Here is a 12,285-nt window from a genome sequence, read left to right as displayed (position 1 = left end):
CAGGGCTCACGGCGTCACGCGCATCGCCGGGTGGGCCTTCACATGGGTCACGTCTTCGATGTCGTGTCCGGCTTTCTCCAGCAGCGCCCAGGAGAGTTCGTTCAACGCCCGAGCCGCCGCGACCTCCTCACCGGTCCGTTGCTGTTCGGGGTCCCTGGGGTGGCGGGTGGCCTGGCCCTTGGCGCGTAGCTCGGTGCCGTCCTGGAGCCGCAGCAGGACGGCCGCCCGCGTCTTCTTCTCGACCTCTTCGAACTCCACCTCGATGTGCCATCCAACGATCGTCTGCATGCCGTCCACCTCCTGCGTTACTCCTCCAGCGTGCACCAGGTGGCACGTACGCGCAGCCGGGACGGCCCTGCTCACGCCGCCGCGCGGACCGCCGCCACGTGCCCCGGGCCGTCGGGACTCCCGGCACTGTCGCCATGTCCGGGTCACGTCCGGATCATGCAGAGACCGGTCATTGCGGCCATCGGGGAGGCGGGCGAGGCTGGTGGCCATGAGCACTCCCCGGCACCGTGTGGTGATCGCCGTCTTCCCGGGCGTGGACGCACTCGACGTGACCGGTCCCGTCGAGGTCTTCGCCATGGCCGGACAGGTCCTGGGCGGGCGCCGCCCCGGATACGACGTGCAGATCCTCGCGCACCGCGCGGAGCCGGTGGACACCTTCTCCGGGGTACGGCTCTGCGTGGACGGGACGTTCACCGACTGCGCCGGCACGATCGACACCCTGCTGATCCCCGGCCGCATGGACATCGGCCCGGAGGGTCCGGTGCCACGTATCGACCACGAGGTGGTCGCCTGGCTGCGCACGGCGGCGCCGCCGGCCGGCCGGGTCGCCGCCGTCTGCGCGGGCACGCATGTGGCCGCCGCGGCCGGACTGCTCGACGGTCACCGCGCCACCACCCACTGGGCCACCGCACAGTTGCTGGCCGCCGGTCATCCCGAGGTGACGGTCGACCCCGATCCGATCTTCATCCGCTCGGGCCGGATCTGGACCGGCGCGGGCATCACGTCCTCCATGGACCTGGCGCTGGCTCTGGTCGCGGACGACCACGGCGACGAGGCGGCTCTGGAGGTCGCCCGGATCATGGTCATGTACCTCCAGCGGCCGGGCGGCCAGAGCCAGTTCAGCGTGCAGCTGTCGCATCAGCGGGCCGGCCGCGGTGCCGCCCGCGCTGACGTCCGCACCGATGTGCGCGCCCTGCGGCTGTGGATCGGCGACCACCTGGCCGAGGATCTGTCCGTACCGGTCCTGGCCGCCCGGATGAACATGAGCGAGCGGCACTTCTCCCGCGTTTTCCAGCGGGAGACCGGCAGCACCCCCGGCACCTTCGTGGAGCGGATGCGCCTGGAGGCGGCGCGCCGCCTGCTGGAACGGACCGACCGGCCACCCACCGACATCGCCGCCGCGACCGGGCTGCGCTCCGTCGAAACGCTCTACCGCGTCTTCCGTGACCGGCTCGGCACCTCCCCCGCCGAATACCGGCGACGCTTCCGCACCGACACACAGGAGAGCACCGTGCAGAACACCACGCAGAACACCGCGCAGAACACCACCGGGGCAACCTCATGAAGATCACCGCCACGCACATCGGGACCGCCACCGCCCTGGTGGAGGCCGGCCCCCTGCGGCTGCTCACCGATCCCGTCCTCGACCCGGCGCCGGCCACGTACGTGCACGGCCCGATCACGCTGCGCAGCACCGAGCACCCCGCCCGCACGGCGGCCGAGCTGCCGCCCGTCGACGCGATCCTGCTCAGCCACGACGAGCACCCCGACAATCTGGACGCCGCCGGCCGCGCCCTGCTGCCCGGCAAGACCGTCCTCACCACCGTCAGTGGCGCGGACCGCCTCGGCGCCGGAGCGATCGGCCTGGCGCCCTGGCAGACCCACGAACTCACCGCCCACGGCCACACGCTGCGGATCACCGCCACCCCGGGACGGCACGGCCCGGTCGGCGACGTCATCGGCTTCGTCCTGGAGACGCCCGGGGTGGACGGCGCCGTCTACCTCTCCGGGGACACCGTGCACTTCCCCGAACTGGACGAGATCGGCCGCCGCTTCACCATCGGCACCGCCTTCCTCCACCTCGGCGCCGCCCGGCTGGCCGCCTTCGCGGGCGACGACCTCATCACCATGGACGGCGCCCAGGGGGCGGCCCTGGCCCGTTCCCTCGGCGCGCGCACCGTCGTCCCGCTCCACTACGCCTCGTGGGAACACTTCACCGAGGACCGCGCCGACATCACCGCCGCCTTCGCGGCCGAGGGCATCGCCGACCGCCTGCACTGGCTCACGCCGGGGCGGGCCGAGGTCCTCTGACGCCCCCGAAGTCCTCCGCCTCCCCCGCCCCTTGACGGCCCCGCCCGCCACCACCGTGGAGCCGTGCGAACGAGGCCGAGTCGCTCCCCCACCCCCGCCTTCCGGGCGGACGCGGTGTGACCTGCCCCTTCGAGGATCAGGGCAGCGGCCGCGCCGGACTCCACCGCACCGTCGGCATCGCACTGAGCCACTGGCCGGCCCCGCCGCCGTCCCCTGCGCTAGGGCCGCCGCCCCACGGCCAGGAGATGCGAGCTGGCGGACAGCAGTTCCGGGTACGGCTCGGCCATCCGTGCCGCTGCGAGCGCTGATGCGAAGAGGTCCGTACCGGCGACCGACGCGCCCGTATGCTGCTCAACGGCCTTGAGCATGCCCCACGTCGGCCCCTCGATGCCGAACACCTCGGCCCCGTCGAAACCGGCGTCGCGCAGTTCGTCCCGCAGCTCCTCGCCGCGGTGGAAGTACGCCGCGGTGAATCCCCGCTTCCCGTCATGGACGGACGAACTGAGGATGCGCCCGACCGCGCCTTGCATCCGCTCGGTGTGGAGATGGGCGAAGGCGGTGTGCTCGAACAGTGACGCGTACCGGTTGATACCCGCCGCGGCCACCAGCCCGCCCGGCTTGACGACCCGGAACGCCTCGGCGAGGGCCTGGTCCCGGTCGGCACGGTCCAGAAGGTGGTAGAGCGGGCCGAGGAGGAGCACGGCGTCGTACGAGGCGTCGGCGGCGGCCAGCTTGCGGGCATCACCCAACTCGGCTGTGCAGCCCACTGCCTTGGCCTCCGCCACGTGCCGGGGGACCGGGTCCACGAGGTGCACCCGGTAGCCGTCCTCGGTGAGCCAAGTGGCGTGTGTGCCGGGGCCGCCGCCGACGTCCAGGACCATGGCGGGCGCGGGGGGAAGGCAGCGGCGCAGCAGTTCCTGCGTGCGGAGCAGCTCCAGGCGTCCGTCAGCGGAGGTGGTCAGCCGCTCGGCCTCGTTGCCCGTGTTCGCGTAGTACTCGGTGATCTCTGGCGCTAGCTCGGGGAGGTCCATGCGCGGCATTCTGTAACTTGACCAGCTGACTAGTCCAGTAGTGAGACGAGAGCGGTACGCATGGCCATGACGAAGTACGAGCAGATCGCTGAATCGCTCCGAACCCGCATCGCGGCAGGCGAGTTCGGCCCTGGCGACCTCCTGCCCTCCGGACGCGATCTGTGCGAACAGTGGCAGGTGGCGCGCGGAACTGTCGTGAAGGCGATGGAGGCTCTGCGCAACGACGGTCTGGTGGTATCCCGCCAGGGCTCAGGGTTTTCCGTCGCCGAGGCTCCGGTCGCCCGGCCCGCCGGCGGACGACGGGCCGGGTCCACTCGGATCGGCGGCGGCTCCCCGTACCGGCGGCTGGGCACCCCTGACCGGGCCGTCCCGCCGTCGGCCGTCGCGGATGCGCTCGGGCTCGGCGAGGGCGAGGTGGCGCTCCGGCGTACCCGTCTGATGCTCCTCGATGACGGCACTCCGCAATCGCTGGTGACCGCGTGGTTCCCGGCCGAGGTGGCGGACGTGTGCCCACGGCTGTCGTCGGCGGGCCCGATCGCGGAGGGCACGACGCGCTATGTGCAGCGCGAGACGGGCCGTTTCCCCGCGGAGGGGATGGACGTCAGGTCGGTACGCCTGGCCGACCCGGATGAGGCGGCACTGCTGGAGGTGACGGAGCCCGCGGCGGTGTCGGTGGTCCTGCACGTCGCGTACGACCCGGAGCGGCGGGCCTTGGTGTGCGAGGTGGGCGTCACGCCGTCGCATGTGTACGAGGACACCGACAACTACCCGATGGGGCACGCTTCCTGACGAGTTGCTTGACTGGACTAGTCAACTGGTCCAGTGTGATCCTTGCGCGGGAGCGCAGCCACCACGTTTGCCGGTGATCATTGCCGCGCGCTGCCTCCCACCACCCACCGACATCGCCATGTGCGCCCTGCGTGACGGCGCACAGATGCGGGACCCCGGCGACCGCTGCAACGGCCCCGGGGCGTGGCCAACCTGACGTCTCAGAGAAGCAGGCCGACAGGGAAGACCCTATGCGCCGCCTCCTCGCCCGGCCGACCCGGCCGACGAAACAGTCCGCACCCCCGGCGTCCGACGCCGCCCGTGAGCACCGCCCGGCAACACCCGCACTCCCTCGCCCCCTCCCCTCGCTCCGCCCCCGTCGCCACGAGACGCCCCTCGACGGCACCGCCACCCCCCTCGTACGCCCCTACCTCCTCACGCACGAGCGGCGACAGCATCCCCACGCTCCATGGCCACCTGTGTACGGAAAGGCACACGGCGCCGAGGTCCGGTCATGAGCCGGACGCCGATCATGCGGCTGCTTCCCTGGGCGGGGGCGGACGGTCAGCCGTGCTACGTCGCGACGGACGGCCATGTCGGCGGCTACGTTTCGCACCTCGCCGACCGCATGGAGGAGCTTCAGCTCGACACCGGGGCGGAGCTGCTCGACCACGTCGCCGACCTGCTGGACGCCCGCCCTCCGTCGATGAGCTGCGGTTCTGTGTCAGCAGGCTGAAGGAGGCACTGCGGGACGCGCTACGGATCGCGGAGAGCCGGGGCGGGCGCATCCCCTTCCCCGGCGGCGACAGCGCAGAAGGAGAGGGAGAAGGGAACCCGTAGCCCAGGGGTCCTCAGCATTCGAGGGGCCCGGCGGTGCCGGGCCCCTCGTTCGTACGGAAGTCGCGTATACGCAGTCGCGTGCAGGAAGTCGCACACAGGGTGTCCCCATGCATACGCGTATATAGGGGACGGCCTCGCACGGCCGTCCATGCCGGCGCCTACCCCAGCGCCAGCCAGGCCGCCCCCACGACGACCAGGATCGCGACGATCACGCCGACGATGAGGCCGACGCGGGGGCCGCCGGACGCGGCGCGCTGGGGGGCCGCGGCGCGGCGGGAGCCGGTGGGCTGGGGCGGGGCGCCCTCGTCGACGAAGGCTCGGAACATCTGCGTGCTGCCCGCCGGGTCGTAGTTGCCCTCGGCCTGGTTCTGCGGGTTGGTCGCCATGGGGAAGGACCCTAGCGAACGGGGAGTTGGCGGGGCACCTCTGGGGCGCGTCCGGGCACATCCGAGGGTGTCCGAGGGGGGTGCGGGGGGCTCGCGGAGGGGCGGGGGTGGGCTCGCGTACCGCCGTCCGCCTTTTGACCTGGTCGCGGGGGAGAGTTTTGGCTCCCTTTACCGCCGGGACCCTGAAATCGTTTGCCTTCAGCAACCAACAGAGTTTATGGTTGCCCGAAGCAACAAATGATCGTGGAGGAGCTCATGGCCGCTCGGAGTCAGTACGAAGAGCTGGCCAGGCAACTCAGTGCCATCGGCGCCGTCAAACGCGGGATGGGGCGGATCCTCCCCCCGGACTGCCCGCCCGCCTCGGCAGGTGTGCTCACCCTTCTCGACCGGCACGGCGAGATGCGGATGAGCCAGCTCGCCGAGCTGCTCGCGATCGACATGTCGGTGACGAGCCGGCATGTCGCACACGCCGCCGAGCGCGGCTGGATCGAGCGGAAGCCCGACCCCGCCGACAAGCGGTCGCGGCTGCTGCGCCTGACCCCGAGCGGCACGGAGGTCCTCAACGACCTCGCCAAGCGCTCCGCCGAAACACTCGCCCGGTATCTGGATGACTGGACCGACACCGACGTCGGGCATCTCAACGAGCTGCTCGCCAGGCTCCGTTCGAGCTTCGGCGACTGCCGTATCCGGGCACCTCACGACTCCACCACCCGTACACCCGCAGGATGAAAAGGAACTACATGGCTACGACCACACCAGCCGGTGTGCGGGGCGGCCACGCCAAGCACGGGGGCGGCGGTCACGACGCCCCCGCCGGCGGCCCGATGACGCACCGTCAGATCATGGAGGCGCTGTCCGGGCTGCTGCTCGGCATGTTCGTCGCGATCCTCTCGTCGACGATCGTCTCCAACGCGCTGCCGCAGATCATCCACGAGCTCGACGGCGGCCAGAGCGCCTACACCTGGGTCGTGACGGCGTCGCTGCTGGCGATGACCGCGACCACCCCGCTGTGGGGCAAGCTCTCCGACCTGTTCAGCAAGAAGCTGCTGGTGCAGGCCGCGCTGGTCATCTACGTACTGGGCTCGGTGGTGGCCGGGCTCTCGCAGAACACCAGCATGCTGATCGCCTGCCGGGTGATCCAGGGCATAGGCGTGGGCGGTCTGTCCGCCCTGGCCCAGATCGTGATGGCCGCGATGATCTCGCCGCGGGAGCGCGGCCGGTACAGCGGCTACCTCGGTGCCACCTTCGCCGTCGCCACCGTCGGCGGCCCGCTGCTCGGTGGCGTCATCACCGACACCAGCTGGCTCGGCTGGCGCTGGTGCTTCTACGTCGGCGTGCCGTTCGCGGTGATCGCGCTGATCGTGCTCCAGAAGACCCTGAAGCTCCCCGTCGTCAAGCGCGAGGGCGTCAAGGTCGACTGGGCGGGCGCCTTCTTCATCAGCGCGGCGGTCTCGCTGCTGCTGGTGTGGGTGACCCTGGCCGGCAACAACTACGACTGGCTGTCGTGGCAGACCTTCGTGATGGTCGGCGGCGCGATCGTGCTCGGCGCGGTCTTCGTCTTCGTCGAGTCCAGGGCGAAGGAGCCGATCGTCCCGCTGCGGCTGTTCCGCAACAAGACGATCACGCTGGCCTCGGTGGCCTCGCTGTTCGTCGGTATCTCGATGTTCACCGGCACCGTCTTCTTCAGCCAGTACTTCCAGCTGGCGCGCGGCCAGTCGCCGACGATGTCCGGTGTCATGACGATCCCGATGATCGCCGGTCTCTTCGTCTCCTCGACCGTCTCGGGCCAGGTCATCACCAAGACCGGCCGCTGGAAGGCATGGCTGGTCACCGGCGGTGTGCTGCTGACCGCGGGCCTGGGCCTGCTGAGCACCATCCGCTACGACACCACGTACTGGCACATCGCGATCTTCATGGCGCTGATGGGCCTCGGCATCGGCATGATGATGCAGAACCTGGTGCTGGCCACCCAGAACCAGGTCGCCCCCGAGGACCTCGGCTCCGCCTCCTCGCTGGTCACCTTCTTCCGCTCCCTCGGTGGTGCGGTGGGCGTCTCGGTGCTCGGTGCGGTGCTCGCCACCCGCGTCACGCACTACGTCAAGGACGGCCTGGTCGAGTCGTTCGGGCCGGAGAAGGCCGCGCAGATGGGCCAGGCCGGCGGCGGTGGCATCCCGGACCTGTCCGCGCTGCCGGCTCCGCTGCGGACCATCATGGAGAGCGCCTACGGACACGGTGTCGCCGATGTCTTCATGTACGCCGCGCCCTGCGCGCTGCTCGCCTTCCTCTTCGCCCTGTTCATCAAGGAGGTCGCGCTGAAGACCCGGGGCGGGCTGGAGCAGGGCGCGTCCGGTACGGCGGCCGCGGCCCCGGCCGGCACCGCCGTCCTGACCTCCGCCGACACCGCCGCCCCGGCGGCCGCCGAGGAGCGGGAGCCCGCACTGGTGGGCGCCCCGTCGGCCGGCTCCGACGAGGACGGCCACACCCCCTCGTGGGCACAGCCGGCCCCGGCGACGGCCGCCCAGCCACTGGCGGCGTTCGCCTCGGCGGGCGGCGGGGACGCCGCCCCGGCCGGTCCGGCGGTGCACGGCTTCGTCCGCAACGCCGAGGGCGGTCCGGTACCGCGCTCCGCGGTGACGCTGATCTCGCTCAGCGGGCGTCAGCTGGGCCGCTCGGTCGCCCAGGCCGACGGCGCGTACACGCTCAGCGCCCCCGGCGCCGGCTCGTACGTCCTGATCGCGGCGGCCGACGGCCACCAGCCGCAGGCGTCCACGGTCGTCGTCGGCGACCGGCCGGTCGGCTACGACATCCTGCTCAGCGGGACCAGCGGCCTCGGCGGCCAGGTCCGCAGCGCGGTCACCGGTGAGCCGGTCGAGGGTGCGATGGTCGTCGTCACCGACGTCCGCGGTGAGGTGCTGGCCACCGGGAAGACCGGGGCCGAGGGCTACTTCGCCTTCGACGAGCTGGCCGCCGGCACCTTCACCGTCGCCGTGAACGCGGCGGACTACCGCCCGACCGCACTGCCGGTCGAGGTCGGTGGCCAGGGCACGGCCCATATCGAGATCGAGCTGCTGTCCGGCGCCCGGGTGCAGGGCGTCGTCCGGGCGGGCACCGGGCGCGACCCGCTGACGGACGCCCGGGTCACGCTGGTGGACGCGGCGGGCAACGTCGTCGCCACCTCGACGACCGGTGCGGACGGCGCGTACGCCTTCACCGACCTGGACGCCGGCGACTACACGGTCATCGCGAGCGGCTACCCGCCGGTCGCCACCGGCCTCCAGGTGGACGCCCGCGGGGTCGACGGCTACGACATCGACCTCGCCCACCCCGGGGACTGACCCGGCCCCGGGTGAACCGCCCGGGATGCGAAACCCCGGGCCGGGGCGCGCCGTGAGCGGCGACGCGCCCCGGGCCCGGCCCCAGGGCCCCGGCGGCGGCCGTGCGCACAGGCAGGGGACGGCCTGCACGCCGCCGCCCGGGGCCCGACACGTACCAGGCAAGAAACGGGAGTGGCAATGACTTCGACGGGCGCGGGAACTGCGGGAGTACGGGCGCGGGTCCGCACACGGGACGGCTGGGCGGTCCAGCACGCCGTACTGACCGTCACCGATATGACGGGCGCGCAGGTGCTGCGCGCACCGGCCGACGAGGAAGGCACCGTCCGCGGCGAACAGCCGCTGCCCGCCGGTCCGTACACGGTCATCGTGACGGCCGTCGGCTACGCCCCGGCGGCGGCCGGTGCGATCGTGACGGCGAGCGGCCGGCTGGACGCCGGCACGGTGGTGCTGGCGCGGCAGGGCGGTACGGAGCTGCCGCCGCCCGGTGTCTGGACGGTCGATCCGGTGCATTCGACGGTGGCCGCGGTCGCCCAGCACCTGGGTATCTCCAGCGTGCACGGCCGGTTCGCCGAGTTCAGCGGCCGGATCGAGATCGCCGAGGACCTGGCGCACTCGACCGTCCAGGCGGTCATGAAGGCCGCGTCGATCGACACCGGCAACGGCCTGCGCGACGACCATCTGCGCTCCGCGGACTTCCTGAACGTCGAGGAGTTCCCCGAACTCACCTACCGCAGCACCGGCCTGGAGCCGGCCGGCGCGGACCGCTGGACGGTGCACGGCGAGCTGTCCCTGCACGGCGTCGTCCGGCCGGTGGACCTCGACCTGAGCTACCTCGGCACCGGCCCCGACCCGTGGGGCGGGGTGCGTGCGGCCTTCCGGGCCACCGCCGCACTGCGCCGCGAGGACTTCAAGATGAACTACAACCAGGTCGTCGCGGCCGGGATCGCGGCGATCGGTACGACGCTGAAGGTCGAGCTGGACATCCAGGCGGTGCAGGGGACGAGCCTGCCGACCGGCTGACGGGCCGGCCGGCTGACCGGCTGACGGGCGGGGCGGCTGACGGGCGGGGCGGCTGACGGGCGGGGCGGCTGACGGGCGGGGCGGCGAACGGCGGTCCTCAGGCCCCCCGTTCGCCGCCCCGTTCCCGCATCGCCTCGATCCCCGCGATCTGGAGGTCCAGGGCGAACGTGAAGTCCCGGTCCAGAATGTCGAGGGCGCTGCCCCCGCGGGCGTACCCGATCCCGGCGGACAGTTCCAGCGTCTCGGCGTGCTCCGGGCGGTCCGAGAGCGCGGCGACGATCTGGGCGAAGTAGTCGTCCAGGCTGATGCCCGCGGCCCGGCAGCTCGCCTCGTGCAGGGCCCGGAGCGTCGAGAAGCCGTAGGCGAAGTGGAAGACGGCGGCCAGTGCGCCGGAGATCCGCTCCGGCGGCAGACCGGTGCGGCGCATGACCCGGACCGTGGCGTTGGAGAAGGCGTTCGCCCGCGGGCCGACGTTGATGAACTCGCCCAGCAGCCGGGCCGCCCAGGGGTGCCGCAGCAGCGTGTCGCGGTAGCCGACGGCCAGGACGCGCAGCTGGTCGCGCCAGTCGGCGCCGTCGTCCGACTCGTCCGGGAGTGTCAGCTCGCCGGCCACCGCGTCAACGGCCAGTTCCAGCAGGTTGTCCTTGGTGTCGACGTACCAGTAGACGGACATCGCGGTGACGCCCAGCTCGGCGGCGAGCCGGCGCATCGAGAACTTCGCCAGCCCCTCGGCGTCCAGCAGCCGGACCGATGCCGCGACGATCTTGTCGAGGTCCAGTCCGGCCGGCTGGTCCGCCTTCCGCCTCGGCCGGGGGCGCTCGGCCAGCCAGATACTGCGCGGCCGCTTCCCGGTGCCGCCGTCCGTCGCTGTCATGGCGCCCTCCCCTTCGCTGAAGCCCGCCGTATGCCCCGTACCGCGCGTACGGGGCATACGGGTCGTACCGCTGATGCTATTCCGCTGTGGCGGCGGCCGGTTCCGCCGCGGCTCCGGCGCCGCCCTCGTCACCCGGGCTCCCGGCCCGGCGCAGCAGCACCGCGGCGAGCAGCCCGCCGAGGAACACCGCCGCCGCGCCGACCAGCTGGCTGGTGCCGATACCGGCCGCGAAGGCGTCGTGGACGGCGGTCCGCTCGGCATCCGTACGGGTCCTGGCGAGGGCCTCGGGGAGCGAGCCGGCACCGGCCGCGACCAGCGGGAGCAGCGCAACGAACCGGGAGTTGAGGACCGCGCCGAGGACGGCGACGCCGAGCCCCTGGCCGAATTCCGTCAGCGTGCCGTTGACCCCGGCGCCGACTCCGGCCTTGGCCGGCGGGATCGCGGACATGATGGCGTTGGCCATCGTGGGCATGGCGAGCCCGATGCCGACACCCATGACGATCAGACCGGTCAGCATGCCGCCGTAGCTGTCCCCGCCGAGGGTGGCGATGGCGGCGAGACCGCCCGCCAGCAGCGTCATCCCGGAGAGGATCATGCCGGAGGTGCCGAGCCGCGGCGTCAGCCGGGCGCTCAGCCCGGTGAAGTTGACCAGGATGACCGTGGCGGCGAGCGGCGCCATCCGCAGCCCCGCGTCCAGCGGGCCGTAGCCGAGCACCAGTTGGAGGTGCTGGGTGAGCAGGAACATCGAGCCGCCCATGCCGAAGGCGACGAGGATGCCGCCCGAGACGGCGCCCACGAAGCGGGAGTTGCGGAAGAAGTGCATGTCCAGCATCGGATGCGGGATGCGCAGCTCCCAGAGCACGAAGAGGACCAGCGCCACGGCACCGACGGCCGCGGAGACCAGCACCCGGCCCGACAGCCAGCCGTGTCCGGGCCCGGAGATGATCGCGAAGACCACGCCGGTCATGCCGACCATGGACAGCAGCGCGCCGAGCAGATCGGGTCGCTCCCCGCCGTGGCTCTTCGACTCGGGGACGAGCGCGACCACGGCGAACAGCCCGAGCAGCGCCACCGGCAGGTTGATCAGGAAGAGCGAGCCCCACCAGAAGTGGTTCAGCAGCGAACCGCCGATCAGCGGGCCGACGGCGAAGCCGAGGGAGCTGATCGCGCCCCAGATGCCGATGGCCTTGGGGCGCTCGGCGTCGTCGAAGACCTGCACGATGACGGCGAGGGTGGTGGTCATCAGCAGGGCGCCGCCGATGCCCATGGCGGCGCGGGCGGCGATCAGCTGGGCGGGCGTCTGGGCGAGGGTGGCGCCGAGCGAGGCGATACCGAACAGCGCCAGTCCGGTGGCGAGCATCTTCTTGCGGCCGTAGCGGTCGGCGGCGTTGCCCGCGGTGAGCAGCAGACCGGACTGGACCAGCGAGTAGGCGTTGAGCATCCACTGCACATCGGCGGTGGTCGCGCCCAGTTCCTCGGTGAGGGAGGGGACGGCGACGTTCAGCACGGTGTTGTCGAGGACCACCGTGAGCTGGGCGAGGCAGATGACCGCCAGGATCAGCCAGCGGGCGGCGTGGCGGTCGGGTGGCTGGCGGGACGCGGCGGTGGCGTCGAAGGCCACGGTGGACATGCAGGCTCCCTGTACGGTGCGAGTGGATTGCTTTACACCGTACAGGGAGTCTTATACGCCGTACATTTCATTATCGGGCGGG

General features: G+C 72.0%; 12 protein-coding genes. 7 read left to right on the top strand and 5 right to left on the bottom strand.

The genetic code is table 11. The features are described from left to right. Positions 1–6 precede the first annotated feature (6 nt). On the bottom strand, positions 7–288 hold the full coding sequence (locus ACLJWH_RS29625; RefSeq protein WP_411144850.1) for a dsRBD fold-containing protein: 282 nt from the start codon (positions 286–288) through the stop codon (positions 7–9). Between the two features lie 208 nt (positions 289–496). On the opposite strand from ACLJWH_RS29625, the gene ACLJWH_RS29620 reads away from it, so the two are divergent. Together ACLJWH_RS29620 and ACLJWH_RS29615 are read left to right on the top strand one after the other, a co-directional pair. Continuing rightward, on the top strand, positions 497–1,573 hold the full coding sequence (locus tag ACLJWH_RS29620) for a GlxA family transcriptional regulator (protein WP_411144849.1): 1,077 nt from the start codon (positions 497–499) through the stop codon (positions 1,571–1,573). Beyond that, positions 1,570–2,319 (top strand): MBL fold metallo-hydrolase, encoded by a 750-nt coding sequence (locus ACLJWH_RS29615; protein ID WP_411144848.1) that lies wholly within the window; start codon positions 1,570–1,572, stop codon positions 2,317–2,319. Before ACLJWH_RS29620 ends, ACLJWH_RS29615 begins: the two co-directional genes overlap by 4 nt. A gap of 218 nt (positions 2,320–2,537) precedes the next feature. Here ACLJWH_RS29615 and ACLJWH_RS29610 read toward each other — a convergent pair whose 3' ends face one another. Beyond that, the gene (locus tag ACLJWH_RS29610; RefSeq protein WP_411144847.1) at positions 2,538–3,350 is read right to left on the bottom strand and encodes a class I SAM-dependent methyltransferase; all 813 of its coding nucleotides are present in this window, start codon (positions 3,348–3,350) and stop codon (positions 2,538–2,540) included. Between the two features lie 60 nt (positions 3,351–3,410). Here ACLJWH_RS29610 and ACLJWH_RS29605 point away from each other — a divergent pair, with 60 nt between their 5' ends. Continuing rightward, complete coding sequence (locus ACLJWH_RS29605; RefSeq protein WP_411144846.1) at positions 3,411–4,139, top strand: GntR family transcriptional regulator; 729 nt, start codon at positions 3,411–3,413, stop codon at positions 4,137–4,139. Positions 4,140–4,632: 493 nt separating this feature from the next. Continuing rightward, a complete protein-coding gene (locus ACLJWH_RS29600) occupies positions 4,633–4,854 on the top strand; it encodes a hypothetical protein (RefSeq protein WP_411144845.1) in 222 nt (73 codons plus the stop codon). 262 nt (positions 4,855–5,116) lie between these two features. On the opposite strand, the gene ACLJWH_RS29595 is transcribed toward ACLJWH_RS29600, so the two are convergent. Continuing rightward, positions 5,117–5,344, bottom strand: coding sequence for a hypothetical protein (locus ACLJWH_RS29595; protein ID WP_411144844.1), 228 nt, complete (start codon positions 5,342–5,344; stop codon positions 5,117–5,119). Between the two features lie 255 nt (positions 5,345–5,599). Here ACLJWH_RS29595 and ACLJWH_RS29590 point away from each other — a divergent pair, with 255 nt between their 5' ends. From ACLJWH_RS29590 to ACLJWH_RS29580, 3 genes are all read left to right on the top strand, one after another. Next, on the top strand, positions 5,600–6,073 hold the full coding sequence (locus ACLJWH_RS29590) for a MarR family winged helix-turn-helix transcriptional regulator (RefSeq protein WP_411144843.1): 474 nt from the start codon (positions 5,600–5,602) through the stop codon (positions 6,071–6,073). Between the two features lie 11 nt (positions 6,074–6,084). After that, positions 6,085–8,679 (top strand): MFS transporter, encoded by a 2,595-nt coding sequence (locus ACLJWH_RS29585; RefSeq protein WP_411144842.1) that lies wholly within the window; start codon positions 6,085–6,087, stop codon positions 8,677–8,679. A gap of 177 nt (positions 8,680–8,856) precedes the next feature. After that, positions 8,857–9,699: a YceI family protein gene (locus ACLJWH_RS29580; protein ID WP_411144841.1), complete on the top strand. Its 843-nt coding sequence runs from the start codon at positions 8,857–8,859 to the stop codon at positions 9,697–9,699. A gap of 97 nt (positions 9,700–9,796) precedes the next feature. On the opposite strand, the gene ACLJWH_RS29575 is transcribed toward ACLJWH_RS29580, so the two are convergent. After that, positions 9,797–10,573 carry a TetR/AcrR family transcriptional regulator gene (locus tag ACLJWH_RS29575; protein ID WP_411144840.1) on the bottom strand — a complete coding sequence of 259 codons (777 nt, stop codon included), beginning with the start codon at positions 10,571–10,573 and terminating at the stop codon, positions 9,797–9,799. Positions 10,574–10,649: 76 nt separating this feature from the next. After that, positions 10,650–12,203, bottom strand: coding sequence for an MFS transporter (locus ACLJWH_RS29570; protein ID WP_411144839.1), 1,554 nt, complete (start codon positions 12,201–12,203; stop codon positions 10,650–10,652). Positions 12,204–12,285 lie beyond the last annotated feature (82 nt).

It is taken from the genome of Streptomyces sp. x-80, from assembly GCF_046549095.1.
Lineage (GTDB): Bacteria > Actinomycetota > Actinomycetes > Streptomycetales > Streptomycetaceae > Streptomyces > Streptomyces celluloflavus.
This window is presented reverse-complemented; position numbering and strand designations above follow the sequence as displayed.